Here is an 18,006-nt window from a genome sequence, read left to right as displayed (position 1 = left end):
ATTTTCTTCAGATTTGTTTTTTGTTAGTAATGTCCTGTTCAGAACAAAGTGTGTCGGTGAGTAAAACAAATAATCAGGAAATACCGGACCCTTTTGAGCAGAATAAACTTCTTTCCAAAACAATCAACTTTGGCAATGCGTTGGAGGCTCCAAATGAAGGCGAATGGGGAATTATCCTCAAAGAATTGTATTTCAAAGAAATAAAAGCTGCCGGTTTTACTGCTGTCAGACTTCCTATTCGATGGTCTGCTCATACCCAACTTGACTCCCCTTTTACAATAGAAGCCGATTTTTTCTCACGAATAGATTGGATCCTTGATCAGGCTGAAGAAAATGATCTGGCAATTATAATTAACATCCACCATTATGAAGAAATTTTCGCAAATCCAGATCATGAAAAAGAAAAATTTATTTCAATTTGGAAACAAATTACCAAAAAATATATCAATAGACCGACAACGGTTTTTTACGAAATTCTGAATGAACCCAATGATCAGCTTACTGCCCAATTATGGAATATATATCTAGCCGAAGCAATTGATGTAATCCGCGAGATCGACTCTACTCACACAGTGATAATTGGCCCAGCTGAATGGGGTGGGATAAGTGCTATTAATAAACTTATCATCCCTTCAGAAGAAAAGAATGCAATCTTTACTTTTCATTATTATACACCGTTTGAGTTTACACACCAAGGAGCGGAATGGGTTGACAACAGTGAAGCCTGGTTAGGGACTACCTGGAATGGGTTTCAAAATGAAAAGGTAGAAATATCAACCGATTTTCTTTCTGTAAAACTTTGGGCCGAGCAAAGAAACCTACCTGTTTTTTTAGGCGAGTTTGGCGCGTATTACAAAGCAGATTACACCTCTCGCTTCAAGTGGACAGAATATGTAGCACAACGAGCAGAGCAAGATAGTTTTAGCTGGGCATACTGGGAATTCGCTGCCGGATTTGGGATATATGATCCCGATGCAGAAGAGTGGCAACCATTGTTAAAAGCGCTAATACCATGATAAAACTTAATTCTGGCAAACTATTACCCGCTAACTAGAAATACCGTAAAAATAAGTGGCCTAATTATCTTTGCTATCTCTTGGTTAAAAAGATGCGTCGCAATATTTTGTTTATTCATATTGGCATTTGTAGTGTTGGTTCTAATTATACACGGGCTCAATTATTAATAAAAAACAACATTATGAGAAATTAAGTGACCATTGTTGTAAATAAATTTTGCTGAAAAAATCCGATTCTCTTCCATCCATTTAAAAAAGATTTTATCTCCATCCCACAAATTTAAATCAATAAGTTTTTTGTTTTCAATCCATTCCAGATGTCCTTCGGGTGAATCTGAAATTAGTGTGCCTTCAAATTGGTTTGCCGTGAATATGAAAACATACCAGTCATCCAATCCGTCGAAGGCAGGAAAAGTAATAAATCCTTTTAAGCTTGGATTCTTAATTATTAAACCGGATTCTTCTTTCACTTCTCGGATAACACATTCTTCCGGCGATTCGCCCGGATCAATTTTTCCGCCAAGGCCATTCCATTTACCCTCGTGCATATCATTTTCTTTTTTAACTCGATGAACCATCAAAGTATGTGATTCTGTTTTTACATAACAGAGTGTTGCCAATTTCATTGTACAGATCTTCCATTTTTTTGTGGTGAAATAATTTTAATAATTTTTCCCTTAAGATAGAAACGAATTGAAATAGAATTAATTAGCTATGCACAATCTTATATAATCATTTCAGCAATTTCATTTAGGTTGTCTAATCTGAAAAAACTTTGGTTTTTAAACCTCATATTCAGATTGACTTTTAAAAACCAGAGTCCTAAATTCCATGCTCTCGCAAAGAGAACGCCGGAGTGGTGGAATTGGTAGACGCGCTGGATTCAAAATCCAGTGGGAGCAATCCCGTGTCGGTTCGAGTCCGACCTCCGGTACAAAAAGGAACTTTGTTAAGTTCCTTTTTTTTTGCTCAAAATGATCACAGGCTTAATAAAGGATATCAATGAAAATATTCATAATTCTAATTTCTTTACTAACTTTTTGCACAAACCAGGAAAAATTTCAAAATGGTGATATTATTTTTCAAACCTCACTTTCATCACAAAGCCAGGCCATTCAACTTGCAACAAAATCTAAATACAGCCACATGGGCATAATTTACCTGGTTAACGAAAAATATTTTGTCTATGAAGCTGTTCAGCCAGTCAAACTGACTCCATTGGATGAATGGATTGCCCGTGGCGAAAATGGACATTATGTGGTGAAACGTTTGAAAAATTTTGATCCATTAACAGGTGATGTCATGAAAAAAATGAAAGCGGTTGGAAACAAATACTTGGGTAAAAACTATGACCTCTATTTTGAATGGACTGATGCCAAAATTTATTGTTCAGAATTAGTCTGGAAAATTTATAAACGGGGAGCAGGAATAGAAATTGGGGCTTTGCAAAAACTGAGTGAATTTGATTTGACTAATCCAATTGTAAAAAACAAACTAAAAGAACGATATGGTGATGATTTGCCGGTAAATGAAATAGTAATTTCACCTGCAGCTATGTTTAACGCTGATAAACTTTTTACAGTGTTTTCAAATTAACATCAATAATGGAGTTGTTAAATGAAGTTTAAGCAGGGTGACAAAATCAAAAATATTAAATTACCAGCCATCAGTGGTTCAAACTTTGATTTGAGCAGCCTGTCCGGAAAACCGTTTATGCTTTCTTTTTTAAGATTTGCAACCTGCCCGTTTTGCAATTTACGCGTTAATCAGCTTGTAAAAAGATTCGAAGAGTTTGGAGATGATTTTACAATTGTTGCCATTTTTAATTCTCCGATTGATAATTTAACAAAACATGCAAAAGGCCACCACGCTCCCTTTCCCATTGTGGCTGATCATGATAAGAAATATTACAAAGTATATGGAATTGAGCAATCTTTTGCTGGGATGCTAAAAGGGATGATTTTTCGTTTTCCAACATTATTAAAAGGGATGTTTAAAGGCTATATTCCATTTCCATTTAAGGGTAGTTTAATAACCATGCCAGCAGATATTCTTGTAGATAAGAAAGGAATCATCAAAGAAGCATATTATGGTAAAGATGAAGGTGATCATCTTCCTTTTGATGTGATTAAAGATTTCTCTTTAAAATAAAATTATTTAGTTCTGCAAAGAATTACTGTAATGTGGTGTTCAAAGCTAAAAAGAGCGAATAAATGCACTCTTTTATATTGTGGAAAGCTTTTTCTAATCGGCTCATTTTATAAGCTCATCATAGTTTTTTGTAAACACATCAAATGAAGATGAGTTAACTTCAAACAAAGTTGGGTTATCTTTTACAGTTAAATAATATTTACTATCCTCCCCAGCTTTTTCGTAAAAAGAAAGTTCGTTCACTTCACCGGCACGCTGATTGATTTTAACATTAAATAAAATTTTTTGATTGGTAACATCCACTTTTGGAAAAGCAACAGTTTTTAACGATGAAAATTTGGAAAACATAGAGGTGGCACTTGAATTTCCATCGGCCAAAGGTTCGCTGCCTTTTATACCTTTTACCTGAACCACTGAATCAAGATTTGTTAAAAAAAGGTTTTCATTTATGACGATTGAGGCAATAGCATCTTTGGAAATAGATAAAATGGATTTGTCTTTCCAATCGGCAATACTTTTTTCAAACTTAGACTTAAAGTTTTTTGCAGTCGTGAAAACATCATCCTCGTCTGTTTTGCGGATAAAAACATTCTGGAAACTGGAAGCTGTTTTGCCCAAAATGAACGAGGTTTCTTCATCTCCGTGCAGGACAATTTTTGTCCCTTTATCAACTTCATATTTGGAATGCTTTTCCGGATTGGAACTTACTTTACGTGCAAGTTTAATGTTCTTTGCTTCATCCAGGGCGCTGTTAACAAAATCCTGGTTAGCATTATAATTATCAACCATCCATTGGTTATTTTCTTTCACCAAAGTTATGGTAGAGTCTTTGGTAATTTCAATTTTTGAAATATTCTCGGTATCAATATTTGTAAAATTTTTATCAAAATCTGATGAGCTTGAATCGCGGGTTGTTAAAAAATAAATCACAGCTATAACAACAAGTGCGATAATTAGTTTAATATTATTATTCATAATTTTTTTCCTAAGAATGAAACGACCACAGTTAAATTATCAAAGATCGTAAAGCTGTCATTCTGAGCGGAGTGTAACGAAGAGAAGAATCCCAATTTCTTTAAGGGGATTCTTCTCTACACTTCGTTTCGATCAGGATGACACCAAATTCATAAAACCTAAGCCACACTGGCCAGTTGTTTTGTCCTGCGGCGGATATACCATTTAACCAGTCCAAACAAAATTACCAAAACAGGAACCAGGTAGACATTTATAATCTTGATAAAATCGCGCGTACCAACTGCATTTTCCGCTAAGATTTCTTTATCAAGCGGACGGTTTTCAATTTTTTTATTACGAATGGAAATCAGTCCGTTCTCATCAACAAGCCAATCCAGTACATTCATAAACAAGGTTGCATTTTGTGGACCGGAATATTCATCCTTTACAAAGTCAGCATCCGAGAAAACCAATATTTTTCCATCCATTGTGGCTTCAGATAAATGTGCATCGGGATAGGCTATTGTATCTGGCCGTGTTGCAAAGTTGGATTGAAATTTTCCTTCTACAATTGCCGCAAGATTAAGCTTACTTTGGTTGTAAGCAAAAGGCTGTTGCGGATTAATATTGTACATGCCCCGTTGCGGATCTTTCATTGCAAAACCGGATTCTTCTGAACTTTGAATCAACGGAGTAAATTTTACATTTGGTGTTGGAATCGAATCAATCGATGAGCTGAAAAAGAAAACTGTTTCATTGAGACGCGACACAATTGGGTTGTCTTCATTAAAATTTGTAACTCGTGCTGCAAAAGGATAATCCACGGCAACCGGAAGCTGAATTGGGCCAAGTTGCTGCATCATTTGAACCTGTGCGGATTGCTTATCGACGATTAAATTGTCATTAATTTTAAAGCCATATTTTGTAAAGAAATCATCCAAACCAAAACGGATTGGCATAATTGGTAAAATAGCATTTTGGAAATCCACCCGATGGCGGTTTACAAAAACGCCAAGTTTACCGCCGCGCATTAAAAACTGATCCAGGATATATTTTGCCTTTGCAGAATATTCTTTCTTGGGTTCAAGAATAATCGCTTCCTGAATTTCAGCCGGGATTTTTTCTGTGGTGTTTAAATCAATTTTTGTCAGTTCAAATTGTGAATTAACCTGAGTTAAAAGATTTTTGATTGATACGGGTTTTTGCTGATTGCCACCTTGCAATGCTGCATACGGATTTGGCGGATCAATTGAGATTTCATCAAACCCGGTGATATAACCGATTTTTGTTTTACCACCCTGTGTTAATCTTTTTATAGCGCCGGTAAACTGGTATTCCAATTGTTCAATCTGCTGGATAAAAGGCAAAGCTTCTTTTTTATCGCCATAGAGAAAGGCCACGCCCAGATAAATATTCTGAACTTTTAGCTGATCGTTTTCGCGGATATTGGCTTGCACAGGTGAAACACCATAACCCTGGGCTTCCTGTTTTATATCGTCCGAGCCCTCGCCAATTTCGCTAAATTCATACTCCAATCCGGAACCGGCATAAGACTTATATTCTTGCAGTAAATCAAATACATATTGTTTTACTGTTAATAGCTGGCGCGGAAATTTTTCAGAATAATAGATTTTTACAGTGACAGGTTCATCAATATCTTCAAGAATATTTTTTGTCACATCAGACATTGTATAAACATCGTTTTCGGTTAAATCAAAACGACCGGAGATATTTGAGGCGATCATATTCAGGAAAATAATGATGGCCGCTACAATGCCAACTGATAACCAAGATGATTGTTTTAGCACGTTTAACTCCTTACTTCAAAAATTTTCGTGATGTCAAGGCTGTACTGGCAACATACAGCGACAACGCTATTATCGAGATAAAATATACTATGTCACGGATATCGATAATCCCTTTAAAGAAATTTTCGAAATGTCCATGAATGCTGATTGTATTTATAATGGCAGCCAAAGGCCCGCTGCTTACCGCCCCGCCAATCAGGTATAAAATGCCTAAAAGCAGGAAAGTTACGATAAAAGCAACAACCTGGTTTTTTGTAAAAGCCGAAGCCGCAATTCCAATCGCAAAATAGGTTGCCCCAAGCAGAAAGAAGCCAAGGTAGCTTGTCAAAATAACACCTATTTCCGGCTCACCAATTGACATCACTGTGATAGGTGTAACTGCAAGCCCAAGTAACATAACCGCATAAACAACCAGTGTGGAAAGATATTTCCCGATTATAATTTCATGATCTTCGATTGGCATGGTAACCAGCAATTCCAAGGTGCCGTTGTATTTTTCTTCGGCAATTAAACGCATGGAAAGGGCCGGTGCAAAAAACAGTAAAATTATTGAGCTGTATTGAAATAATCCGCGGACATCTGAAACGCCTCTATCGAAGAAGGCATAATCGCCATAATAGAAAAATATCCAGGTGGACAGGATTATAAAAACAGCAATAACGATGAATGCGATTGGAGAGTTAAAATAACTTTTCAGCTCCTTGCGCATCAGTGCAAAAATTGTGTTCACTTTAATTTCTCCATTTAATCTGTTAGCTGACGGAAAACGTCTTCAAGTGAGGTTTGATGATAATTCATTCCCAGAAGCACCCATTTATTTTTAACAGCTGCTTTAAAAACAGTTTCGCGGATGTCTGTGTTTTTATCGGATTCGATTACAAATGAGTTGGCTTCTTTGCCGGCTTTGGCTTTGGTAACGCCATTTAGTGCTGATATTTTTTCAACAACATCTGAGGCACCTTCATTTAACTCAATGTTTAAAACGCCTTTGCCCTGCGAATTGGCCATCAATTCATCGGGAGTACCTTTGGCAACAATACTACCTTTATTGATAATCATAACATTGTCGCAGGTGGCTGTTACTTCCTGCAAAATATGTGTTGAGAAGATAACGGTTTTTTCTTTACCGATCTCTTTGATCAGCGAGCGGATTTCCACAATTTGGTTTGGATCAAGCCCTGTGGTTGGCTCATCAAGGATTAGAATATCCGGATTGTGAACCATAGCCTGGGCAAGCCCGACACGCTGCCTGTAACCTTTGGAAAGTTCGCCGATATCTTTTTGCAGCATATCGCCAAGACTGGTTATTTCAATTACCCTTTTAATGGCGGCCATTTGTTGCGACTTTTCAATCCCACGTACTTCGCACACAAACTGCAGATAATCGACCACGTTCATATCTGCATAGATTGGTGTATGCTCGGGGAAATAGCCAATCTTCTTTCTAATTTCTTTGGAATGTTCTGTAACGGAAAGACCGTCCACAGTAACCGTTCCTTTTGTCGGAGGCATGAAACAGGTCAGGATTTTCATTGTCGTGGTTTTGCCTGCTCCGTTGGGTCCGAGAAAGCCGAGAATCTGTCCGCTTTCTACTTCAAATGAAATCCCATCGACGGCTTGAAAACCGTTATAGGATTTTTCCAAACGATCAACAATAATCATGTAATTTAATTCCTTAAAATTTTGTATAGCCCTAAAAATAAGTTCGTATAACCAAAAAATAAAGTCTTTGTTTCATTTTTTTTATTTTTTTTTGAAAGGGCGTTTGTCAGTGAAATACTTTTTAAAGGCCTATTAACGATTGACTAAGTTTAATTGGGGTTATTCTACAAAAAGTTATATAATGGTTTGTATAAGAATAGTAGCCGATTTCGGAATTTGAAACTTTTAGTTTACAGCTAAATTTTGTGCGTACTAAATATTTATATTTTCTACTAATTCGGCTATTATTCCTATAATTTGTTGCACGGTGTTTTACTTGTTCAACATTCTATAAAACTCTTTCAATTCTTGTTTTCTGTCTTTGTCAAGTCCGTGCCATCTTATTCCTTGTATTGCTCCTTCAAGTGCATAAAGCATATTAATGCAAGCACCACTGTTTTCAATGGTTGCAATCTTGATTATTGTATTTTCACTTCCTAATTGTTTTAACTCTTGCTCATTATTAATTCCAATTAAATTCAATTTGTCTGCAAGAGTTTTTCCAATATTTGGCAATTCTCTAAGTGAGCTCATATCAATTAATCTTTATTTAAATATTCTATTGCTTTTAAGAGTTGAGTATCTTTGCTTTTTAACAAATCTTCTTGTAAAAGTTCTATTTCAATATCAGGTGTTATTCCATTGTTTTCCGGATTAAATTCATTTGGATATTCAAGCTGATAAATTGGAATTACTAAGGCAATACTATCATCTATTAAATATCCGTTTCCCCACAACATTTGCCCAGGTGTTTGATTTCCAATTACTTTCCCGATGTTAAACTGCTGAAAGATTCCTGCCATATTTTCTGCACCCGAAATACTCATTTCATCAACTAGTAGAACAACTTTTCCTTGATATTTACTGCCAACAGGTTCAATAAAATCTTCAGTTCTTTCATTTCGATTGATATACGTTCCGTATTTTCTCGTTTCTGAAACAAATCTACCAAGCAACAATTTCATTCCATCAATTGAACCACCGTCATTTCCCCTTAAATCAATGATTAATCCTTTTGCAGTGTCCACTTTCTCTAAATTAGTTAGCACGTGTTCTAAATCGGCAGGATTAAAAGCATTAAATGATAAATAAGCAATATTCTCAGATAGGAAATAACTTTCGGATTTTAAATAGGCTGGTGGTAATCTATCACCTAATAATACTCCATTTTGTCTTTCAGTTCGAGTTAATATTTTGGAATAGGATTGATTATCTTCATCTATGAAGTCAATTTTTACGTTAGTATTTGCTTTTCCATAGATATGCCGCAACACTTCACTTGTTAGATGAAATTTCTTGTTTCTTTCGTTAAATGGTGGTTTGTATTTTGTAAGATTTTCAAAGTCTTTTATTGTTAAATCGTCAATCTTTTCAATAATGTAACCTTTTTTAATATTTGCAATGTCTGCTGGTGAGTTTCTTAATACCCTTGTAACTACAATCTGATTTTCAATAATTCGGATATCAATTCCTATTTCGCCATTGCTAAATATGTATGGTGAAACTGCTTGATCTAATTCAGTTAATAAACCCACACCACAATGAGAACTATTAAGTTCAAAGAGCATTTTATTTAGTAATAAGAAAAGAGTGTCAGTATTATCGCAATTTTCAATTTTGGTTTTGTATTCAAGATGCTTTTTCTCCCAATCAACACCATTGAAATTTGGGTCGTAGAAATGTTCATTAACATTATTCCAGACTTGTTCAAATATTTCAATTCTTTCGCTCTTTGCCATTCCCTTTTCTTGTGATTGGCAGGAATTAAAAAGAAGAAAAACACTCATTAATATTATGTGTGATATTCTACTCATTGTCTATTCTGTAATGCCTCAACGGTGGCGGTAAGAAATCGTTGCGCAATTCGAAGCGCAAATATATCAACCCGCTAAGCCGTTGATTAAATGTTATATGGCTCAAATTTAGCACTTTCTGCGCAATGTTTTTTACCGCGTGTTGTGCTGTCGTGCATGTTTTTATAAATCAAATGGTGTAAACTCAGAAAACAATTCACCTGATTCCATAATATCTCCAATTGGAATGTACTCACATACCTCAGAATAATCTGCCCACATTTTTTGTACTGCTTCATTTGTATGTGCTAATTCAATTGCTTCTTTTGACTTCCAACCGAATACTTCTACTATTGTACCATCTTTAGCCTCCATTATAATAGATTTTCTATTTGAGACTAATCCTTCGTTAAATAGAATCGACCAATGATTTTTCATTAGGTCTTTTAGCTCCTTGTTTTTACCCTCAAAAGGTTTGTATCCTACAATTACAATTCTTTCCATTGTCATGATTTCTTTTTTACAATATACATACAATATTTTGTCTCAGATTTGTGTCCAGATTCTTTATTCTCGTATTTGTAAATCAGCGAAGAATCATTTAATATCTCAAAGACAATGCCCGAATTATCAATCGTGTCTTTAAGAATTCTTACTTTATTTCCTGTATCTTGAATGCAGACGCAAATCAGTCCGTTTTTATTTATTCTTTGAGCAATTTTATCAATCAAGTCAGTCTCTCGTTTTAAGTCTTGTTTCTCAAAATGTAACATTGAATCAAGCAACACAATATCAAAATCCTGGTAATTATCAAACGCATAAATATCTCCAACTAATCCAGTTAATTTTAATCCTTCATGTTCTGAAATTGAAATCATTTGGTCAATACCAACTTTGGAATTATCAATCCCTGTTACGTTGTATCCAAGTCTGGCCAAAGAAATCGAATCTCTACCCTGTCCACAGCCTAAATCAATCAGTTTGACTTTTGATTCAAGTTTTGTGAAAAAATCTATCAACTCGGGATATGGTTCTCCAAATAAATCCTCAGTCTTGTAATATTTATCGTAATCTGCCATTTATATTATCCGAAATTTGTCAATTGTAGCAGTCTCCCTGCATGCAGCACAACATCCTGCTAAACGTATTGCGTTTAGTGCGGATATATAGTCTGGTTTATTTCGTTTATTACGGATAATTTGGTGCTATCGATATTCTATCATCATATATATGCCCACAATATACTTTAGAAGTTGTTTATCATCAAAAACAAATCTCAGTACGTTTGGTTTCCGTCAGTTTACACAACTTATGTTCATTTTGATTTTGTAGAACTTTTCACTCCATTATCGTATCTTTAAACTTTTCCTCTTTAAGCAAACCGGACAAAACTATGACGCGATATATTATCTCTTTTCTATTTATTACACTTTTAGTAAATCTTATTTCAGCCCAACAACAAAAATCTTTGGATCATGATGTGTATGATTTTTGGAACAGGCCTAAACAAAATGCCATTTCTGATAATGGAGAATGGTTTTTATCTGTTATAAAACCGGATAATGGTGACGGTCAGGCTCAGTTTATCAATCTGGAAACAAATGAAAAATTAGTTGTACAGCGTGCAGATTCGGCACGTTTTAATAAGAGTACTACTTTTGTTGCTTTCAGAATCCGTGCAAAACTGGATAGTGTGAAAAAAGCGAAGAAAGATAAAATTAAAAAAACAGATAAAAAATATCCGCAGGATTCGCTGGCTTTTATTGATTTATCATCCGGCAAAGTGACCGTTAAAGAACCGGTAAAATCTTACAAAATGTCAAAGGATAATGGCCGCTGGCTGGCCTGGCTGGCAAAGTTTAAAGATGAAAGTGCTGACTCATCTGAAGCGGCTTCTGATTCCACCAAGAATGAAAATAAGAAGGATGGTGAAACGGAAAAGCCAAAAAATAAAGATGAAAAGAAAAAAGCAGAAGGGACAAATCTTGTTTTGCTTGATTATAACAATCAAACAGAACACATTTTTGAAAATATCACTGAATATGCTTTCTCTAAAACAGGCAGCTACCTGGCATTTGCCACGGCGAATAAAGACAGTTTGGCCGATGGATTGAGTGTCGTAAATTTGAATAATCTCAAAGTTTCTCAATTGTTACAGAAGCCGGGAGTTTACAAAAACCTAACCTGGGATGAGCAAGGAAAACAGCTGACTTTCGTTTCCAATGTGGACTCATTTAAAACCAAACAACAATCTTATGCTTTGTATTACTGGAAAGAAAAACAAAAAACCGCACGCAAAATTGTTGATGAAAAGAACAGAGGATTAGCAAAAGGTTGGTGGGTAAGTGAGCATGCAAAATTGAAATTTTCTGATAATGGCAAGCGAATCATTTTTGGAATTGCGCCGCGACCCGAGCCTGAAAAAGAAGATGATTCCCTGGATGAAATGCCCGGGTTGGATGTCTGGCACTGGAAAGACCCGTACGTGCAGCCTATGCAACTGAAGAAATTGAAAGACGAAAAGAAACGTTCGTACAAAGCCATTTATAAACTGACTCAAAATAAAATGATCCAGTTGGCCACGCTGGAAATTCCCGAAGTTCAAATCAGCCGGAAAGGTGATGGTGGCTTTGCTTTAGGTTTAACCCATTTGCCATATCGCCAAAATATTTCCTGGGATTATCCGGATTATTATGACGCATTTGTTGTAGATGTGCATAGCGGCAAAGCCAAAAAAGTTCTCGAGAAAATTCAATACAAAGTAAAAATCTCGCCGCAGGGAAAATTTCTTTTTTGGTGGGACAGAGACCAACTTACCTGGAACACACTTAATACAAAAACACTTCAAAGAAATAATCTATGCAAAAACCTAAATACACCCGTTTATAACGAAAAACATGATTGGCCATACAAAGCAGACTCATATGGTTTTGCAGGCTGGACGGAAAATGATAAATCCTTTATTTTTTATGATAAATATGATCTGTGGAATGTAACACCCGGGAAAGTGGAAAAACCGGTAAATGTTACAAGAGAGTTTGGCCGTGAAAACAAACTACGCTTCAGATATATTAAACTTGACCCTGAAGAAGAATTCCTTCCTGATGAAATGCTCCTGTCTGCTTTTCAAGATGAGACTAAAGAAGCGGGTTATTATTCGATCAATAGAAAAAATAAATCCAATCCGGACCGAAAAATATATATGCCCAAAAGATTTTCTCATCTGCGCAAAGCAAAAGATAGTAATAAGGTTACTTTTTCACGTGAAGATTTCAGGGAGTTTCCGGATTACTGGGTTTCTGATTTGAGTTTTTCAAATCCCCGAAAAATAACCGATATAAATCCACAACAAAAGGATTATTTATGGGGCTCTGCAGAACAAGTTGAGTGGAATTCGCTGGATGGCAAAAAGCTGCAAGGAAATTTAATTAAACCAGCCAATTTTGATTCATCAGTTAAATACCCAATGCTGGTTTATTTTTATGAAAAAAATTCAGATAATCTTTTTAGACATTGGATGCCAGAGCCGCACCGATCTATAATTAATTTTAGCTTTTATGCCAGCCGAGGTTATGTGATTTTTATTCCTGATATCCCATATAAAGAAGGCTATCCTGGCGAAAGCGCTTATAATGCTGTTTTGCCCGGCGTAAATCATATTCTGGAAATGGGTTTTGTGGACAAAGAAAATATTGGCGTTCAGGGCCACAGTTGGGGCGGCTATCAGATTGCCTACCTGGTGACACGCACAAATATGTTTAAAGCAGCTGAAGCCGGTGCGCCCGTTGCAAACATGACCAGTGCATATGGTGGAATCCGTTGGGGAACAGGTAAAAGCCGTATGTTCCAATATGAAAAAACTCAAAGCAGGATTGGGGGAACACTGTGGGAATACCCGATGCGCTATATCGATAACTCACCATTATTCCGAATGGATCAGGTTGAAACACCTTTACTGATAATGCACAATGATCACGATGGCCATGTTCCATGGTATCAGGGTATTGAGCTGTTTTCGGCACTACGCCGTCTCGGCAAACCAAGCTGGATGATCACCTATAATAATGAGCCGCATTGGCCTACAAAATTTGTAAATAAAAAAGATTGGGCCATTCGCCTGCAGCAATATTTTGATCATTTTCTCAAAGGTGCGCCCGCTCCGGTTTGGATTAAAGAAGGCGTACCAGCGCTAAAGAAAGGAAAAATCAGTGGTACTGAGGGGTTTATAGAATAGTTTTCTTCTTTTTATTTATAATTATTTGTAAGAAGTAGCTAAATAATTTACACTTACTGTTCGATTAATAGAATCCTGAAATAAAAGACCCGATAAAAACACTATACTTTTACTACAGTCCCCAACTTTTAGGAACAATACATGCTCGACAGAAAAGAAAAACTGTCCAGGTTAATCCAACTTGGGCTGGAAGTTAGCCAAATCAGTGATCTTGATGTTCTCCTGGAAAAAATATTGAGCGAGGCAAGAAGCCTTGTACATGCCGATGCCGGATCGATTTATATTAAAGAAGGGGAAATGTTAAAATTCAGCTATGCGCAGAATGATACTTTGCGATCAAAGCTGGGACCTAATAAAAAGTTAATCTATACAACTTTTTCAATGCCGATTAATAATAATTCAATTGCGGGCTTTGTTGCAAACACCGGTAAAACTTCAAATATCCCCGATGCTTATAAAATTTCTCCATCTTTGCCGTTTGCATTCAATAGTGATTTTGATAAAAAAGTTGGTTACCACACAACATCTATTTTAACCGTTCCTTTAAAAAATACCCGAAAACAAATTATTGGTGTCTTACAGTTAATTAATGCCCAGGACGATGCAGATAAAATTATTGCATTTATGGATGAAGATGAGCCGCTTATTATCCACTTTGCAAATTATGCCGCTAATGCCATTGAAAAAGCACAACTCACCCGTACTACAATCATGCGTATGATAAGTATGGCAGAATTGCGTGATCCTAAAGAAACAGGCCCTCATGTAAATCGCGTTGCTGCTTATTCTCTGGAAATATATGAGGCTTACGCTCATAAAAAAGGAATTTCGAAAGAACAGATTTCTTCTCAGAAAGATTCATTAAGAATGGCTGCCATGTTGCACGATGTAGGAAAAGTAGCCATATCAGATAATATCCTCAAAAAACCCGGAAGGTTTACAGAAGAAGAATATGACGTAATGAAGACACACACAATTCTTGGCGCTCAGCTTTTTGGTGGCGCTCGTTCCGAGTTTGATGAAATAGCTGAAGAAGTGGCTTTAAACCACCATGAGCGTTGGGATGGAAAAGGATATCCTGGCTATATTGATATTGATTCTGGTGAAGGACTTGCGGGCCACAAAGATAAGGATGGGAATGTTCTTGGTAAAAAAGAAGAAGAAATTCCATTATTTGGCCGCATAGTTGCTATCGCTGATGTTTTTGATGCACTTTCTTCTAAGCGCGTTTATAAGGATGCCTGGACAGAAGAACAAGTATTTGAAGCTTTACGTGAAGGATCCGGAAGCCAATTTGATCCGGACCTTATTGAAGTATTTTTTGAAAATGTTGATGTAATGCGATCCATACAACAACGCTATCCTGACGAAAACTGATTCTGTTTTTTTGTTTGATCCAACCACATTTTTCTCACCCTGCCAAATCTAATTTTGCAATTTTTCAGTTACATATATAAGCACTCATTTAGTGCTTATGCTCCTTTTTTTTTGTAAATTAAAGGTGCGAATAACAACGAACAATTGCAGGAAATTAACGATGAGTGGCAAGGAACCCCAAACCTCAAAAGATTTTACAAAAATTATTCTGGATAATATAACAGACGGTGTTTTTACTACCACCGGCGATATGCGAATTACGTCTTTTAATAAAGCGGCTGAGAAGATAACAGGTGTAGCAAGGGAAAAAGCAATAAATGAATTTTGTTATGATGTTTTCCGCACAAATGTCTGTGAGAAAAACTGTTTGCTTAGCTCTACAATGAAAACCGGCAAAGCAATTGTTTCTAAAAAAATATTCATCGTCAATTCCGATGGAATACAGATTCCTATAAGTATATCAACTGCATTATTAAAAGACAAACAAGGCAAGATTATTGGTGGTGTTGAAACCTTTAGGGATCAAAGTGCTGTAATTGATCTGCGTAAGAAACTTGAGGGCAGTTATTCTTACGCGGATATAGTTAGTAAAAATAAAGAGATGAATCGAATCTTTGATATTTTGCCTCAGATTGCTGAGAGTGACAGTACTGTGCTGATTGAAGGAGAAAGCGGCACAGGGAAAGATCTTTTTGCCAGCGTAATTCATAATCTCAGTAGCCGAAAAAACAAAGCGATGGTTGCTGTAAATTGTGGCGCATTGCCTGATACATTATTAGAGTCGGAACTATTTGGGTATAAAGCCGGTGCTTTTACCGATGCAAAAAATGACAAAGAAGGTCGCTTTGCCCAGGCCGAAGAAAGTACAATTTTACTAGACGAAATTGGTGATGTCTCCCCTGCATTTCAAGTGCGGTTATTGCGTGTTTTACAAGATCATGTTTACGAACCATTAGGATCCAATAAACCTGTTCGGGCAAATGTACGGGTAATTGCTGCGACTAATAAAAACTTATCACAATTGGTAGAACAAGGTTTATTCCGCAGCGATTTGTATTACCGGATAAATATAATAAGAATAGTTATCCCGCCTCTGAGAGATAGACGTGAAGATATACCTCATCTTGTGAAACATTTTATTGGCAAATACAATAATATTATGGGCAAGAATATTGAAATGGTTTCTGAAAATGTTTTGAAAATTTTGATGAAATATCATTTTCCGGGCAATGTTCGCGAGCTGGAAAATATCATTGAAAGAACCATGGTATTGTGCCGGAAAAATATTATTGAATGTGATCAATTGCCTGATGAATTAACACAACAATTTAATCAAACTCATATCGTTGATGTCATCAATCCAACTGTAAAAGATGTTGAACGGAAAACTATTTTGGATTGTCTGGAAAAAAACTGCTGGAACCGTTTAGCCACCGCCAAAGAATTAGGCATGCATAAAACAACACTTTTTCGAAAAATTAAAAAACTGGATATATGCCTTCCTTCCAAAGATGGGCGATTTAGCAAATAAAGCCCAAACCATAGGGTAGCTTTCGCGCTACCTTGCTACCCTGTACAGTAGCTTTGTACTCACCATGCTACTCTGTCTCCCTACTCTTATTTACAAATCAAAGTTATTGATTCTTAAAGACTTATAACCATTTATTTGGCAGAATAATATTTTGGCATTTCTTTTGCCTAATGCACAAGCAGGAGGATATGCTATGATAATTGCTATCCCGGTTTGGCAAAACCGAGTCGCACCTTTGTTTGATACAGCCGCTAATCTTTTGGTTATCAAAAACGAAGGCAATAACCCGGAAAGGGATATAATAAATGTTGAAAGTCTGACACTGTTTCAGAGGATTGATCTACTAAAAATATTAAATGTTGACTTGTTTATTTGCGGTGGGATTACAAAAGCAATTCTGGAAAATATCCGCAATAAGAGTATTAAAGTTACGCCTTTTATTTGTGGTGATATAAATCCAATCATGAATGCAGTTTTACAAGGAAAAGATATTAAGGCACTTTTTTCAATGCCTGGGGAACCTGAAAAGGAGAACGAATAGATGACACAATCGCGACGTGACTTTTTAAAGTCGGTAGGGTTAATCGGAGCTGCTGCCGGTGGCTTAAAAACTAATGAGGCAATTGCCGCCCCAAAAAATATAATTTCGGATGACCGGATGGGTGTTTTGATTGATACAACAACATGTATTGGTTGCAGGCGTTGTGAATTTGCTTGTAAAAATGCACATGATATTCAATCGGGGGATGAGGCAGATTACGATGACCGATCCGTTTTTGAGCAAAATAGAAGACCTGAAGTAGATGCATTAACCGTCGTGAACGAGTTTGATAACCCGAAAGAAGAGGAGTTCCCAATTAATGTAAAAGTACAATGTATGCATTGCGATCACCCGGCTTGTGTATCGGCCTGTATTGTGGGGGCCTTTTCAAAACAAGAAAATGGATCGGTTGTCTGGGATAGTGATAAGTGTATCGGTTGTCGATACTGTATGGTAGCTTGCCCATTTCAAATACCTGCATTTGAATATGAAAAAGCAGTTCAACCGCGGATTATGAAATGCGATTTTTGTTTTGATCGGACAAAGGAAGGCCTGCTTCCTGCATGTGTTGATATTTGTCCGGTGGAAGCATTGACTTATGGGAAAAGATATGAACTGATAAAACTGGCTCATAAGCGTATTGCAGACCATCCGGAAAAATATATCAACCATGTTTATGGAGAAAATGAAGCAGGAGGTACATCCTGGATGTATTTGGCATCAAGGGAGTTTAAAGATCTGGAATTACCTGTGCGCTCCAGTAAACCGGCACCGGGTGCATCAGAAGCCCTCCAACATGGGATCTTCAAATATTTCATTCCGCCTGTATCTCTGTTTGCTTTGCTGGGTGGCATAATGTGGTTGGGAAAAGATAAAAACAATGATGGAGCGGGAGATTAG

At 36.5% G+C, this 18,006-nt stretch carries 17 protein-coding genes and 1 tRNA gene; 9 read left to right on the top strand and 9 right to left on the bottom strand.

What is annotated here, in order from left to right; all coding sequences use genetic code 11:
- The first annotated feature begins 29 nt into the window (after positions 1 to 29).
- Complete coding sequence (locus tag HND50_07250) at positions 30 to 1,016, top strand: glycoside hydrolase family 5 protein (GenBank protein NOG45009.1); 987 nt, start codon at positions 30 to 32, stop codon at positions 1,014 to 1,016.
- A gap of 164 nt (positions 1,017 to 1,180) precedes the next feature.
- Here the strand turns inward: HND50_07250 and HND50_07245 are convergent, their stop codons facing one another.
- Positions 1,181 to 1,642, bottom strand: coding sequence for an 8-oxo-dGTP diphosphatase (locus HND50_07245; protein NOG45008.1), 462 nt, complete (start codon positions 1,640 to 1,642; stop codon positions 1,181 to 1,183).
- Positions 1,643 to 1,866: 224 nt separating this feature from the next.
- Here HND50_07245 and HND50_07240 point away from each other — a divergent pair.
- The 3 genes from HND50_07240 to HND50_07230 all read left to right on the top strand — a co-directional run bounded on the left by HND50_07240 (position 1,867) and on the right by HND50_07230 (position 3,167).
- Positions 1,867 to 1,950: transfer RNA gene (locus HND50_07240), tRNA-Leu, on the top strand.
- Positions 1,951 to 2,018: 68 nt separating this feature from the next.
- On the top strand, positions 2,019 to 2,612 hold the full coding sequence (locus HND50_07235; protein ID NOG45007.1) for a YiiX family permuted papain-like enzyme: 594 nt from the start codon (positions 2,019 to 2,021) through the stop codon (positions 2,610 to 2,612).
- A gap of 21 nt (positions 2,613 to 2,633) precedes the next feature.
- Positions 2,634 to 3,167 carry a redoxin domain-containing protein gene (locus tag HND50_07230; GenBank protein NOG45006.1) on the top strand — a complete coding sequence of 178 codons (534 nt, stop codon included), beginning with the start codon at positions 2,634 to 2,636 and terminating at the stop codon, positions 3,165 to 3,167.
- 102 nt (positions 3,168 to 3,269) lie between these two features.
- Here the strand turns inward: HND50_07230 and HND50_07225 are convergent, their stop codons facing one another.
- From HND50_07225 to HND50_07190, 8 genes are all read right to left on the bottom strand, one after another.
- Positions 3,270 to 4,142, bottom strand: a complete 873-nt coding sequence (locus tag HND50_07225; protein NOG45005.1) for a DUF4340 domain-containing protein — start codon at positions 4,140 to 4,142, stop codon at positions 3,270 to 3,272.
- A gap of 158 nt (positions 4,143 to 4,300) precedes the next feature.
- Positions 4,301 to 5,929, bottom strand: a complete 1,629-nt coding sequence (locus HND50_07220) for a hypothetical protein (GenBank protein NOG45004.1) — start codon at positions 5,927 to 5,929, stop codon at positions 4,301 to 4,303.
- Positions 5,930 to 5,939: 10 nt separating this feature from the next.
- A complete protein-coding gene (locus HND50_07215; protein NOG45003.1) occupies positions 5,940 to 6,659 on the bottom strand; it encodes an ABC transporter permease subunit in 720 nt (239 codons plus the stop codon).
- A 14-nt stretch (positions 6,660 to 6,673) separates the two neighbouring features.
- Positions 6,674 to 7,591 carry an ATP-binding cassette domain-containing protein gene (locus HND50_07210; protein NOG45002.1) on the bottom strand — a complete coding sequence of 306 codons (918 nt, stop codon included), beginning with the start codon at positions 7,589 to 7,591 and terminating at the stop codon, positions 6,674 to 6,676.
- 312 nt (positions 7,592 to 7,903) lie between these two features.
- Positions 7,904 to 8,164 (bottom strand): TfoX/Sxy family protein, encoded by a 261-nt coding sequence (locus tag HND50_07205; GenBank protein NOG45001.1) that lies wholly within the window; start codon positions 8,162 to 8,164, stop codon positions 7,904 to 7,906.
- Positions 8,165 to 8,169: 5 nt separating this feature from the next.
- Entirely contained in the window at positions 8,170 to 9,444 is a 1,275-nt protein-coding gene (locus HND50_07200; protein NOG45000.1) for a hypothetical protein, read from the bottom strand.
- 162 nt (positions 9,445 to 9,606) lie between these two features.
- Positions 9,607 to 9,927: a hypothetical protein gene (locus HND50_07195; GenBank protein ID NOG44999.1), complete on the bottom strand. Its 321-nt coding sequence runs from the start codon at positions 9,925 to 9,927 to the stop codon at positions 9,607 to 9,609.
- Between the two features lie 2 nt (positions 9,928 to 9,929).
- The gene (locus HND50_07190) at positions 9,930 to 10,502 is read right to left on the bottom strand and encodes a methyltransferase domain-containing protein (protein ID NOG44998.1); all 573 of its coding nucleotides are present in this window, start codon (positions 10,500 to 10,502) and stop codon (positions 9,930 to 9,932) included.
- Between the two features lie 314 nt (positions 10,503 to 10,816).
- On the opposite strand from HND50_07190, the gene HND50_07185 reads away from it, so the two are divergent.
- The 5 genes from HND50_07185 (at position 10,817) to HND50_07165 (ending at position 18,006) form a co-directional block, all read left to right on the top strand.
- Positions 10,817 to 13,657 carry a S9 family peptidase gene (locus HND50_07185; GenBank protein NOG44997.1) on the top strand — a complete coding sequence of 947 codons (2,841 nt, stop codon included), beginning with the start codon at positions 10,817 to 10,819 and terminating at the stop codon, positions 13,655 to 13,657.
- A gap of 141 nt (positions 13,658 to 13,798) precedes the next feature.
- Entirely contained in the window at positions 13,799 to 15,034 is a 1,236-nt protein-coding gene (locus HND50_07180) for an HD domain-containing protein (protein ID NOG44996.1), read from the top strand.
- 160 nt (positions 15,035 to 15,194) lie between these two features.
- Positions 15,195 to 16,565, top strand: a complete 1,371-nt coding sequence (locus HND50_07175; GenBank protein NOG44995.1) for a sigma 54-interacting transcriptional regulator — start codon at positions 15,195 to 15,197, stop codon at positions 16,563 to 16,565.
- A 193-nt stretch (positions 16,566 to 16,758) separates the two neighbouring features.
- A complete protein-coding gene (locus HND50_07170; GenBank protein NOG44994.1) occupies positions 16,759 to 17,106 on the top strand; it encodes a hypothetical protein in 348 nt (115 codons plus the stop codon).
- Positions 17,107 to 18,006: a 4Fe-4S dicluster domain-containing protein gene (locus HND50_07165; GenBank protein NOG44993.1), complete on the top strand. Its 900-nt coding sequence runs from the start codon at positions 17,107 to 17,109 to the stop codon at positions 18,004 to 18,006.

It is taken from the genome of Calditrichota bacterium, assembly GCA_013112635.1.
Taxonomy (GTDB): Bacteria; Calditrichota; Calditrichia; order Calditrichales; family J004; genus JABFGF01.
Note: the sequence above shows the minus strand (reverse complement) of the source record. Positions and strands in the feature narration are given on the sequence as shown.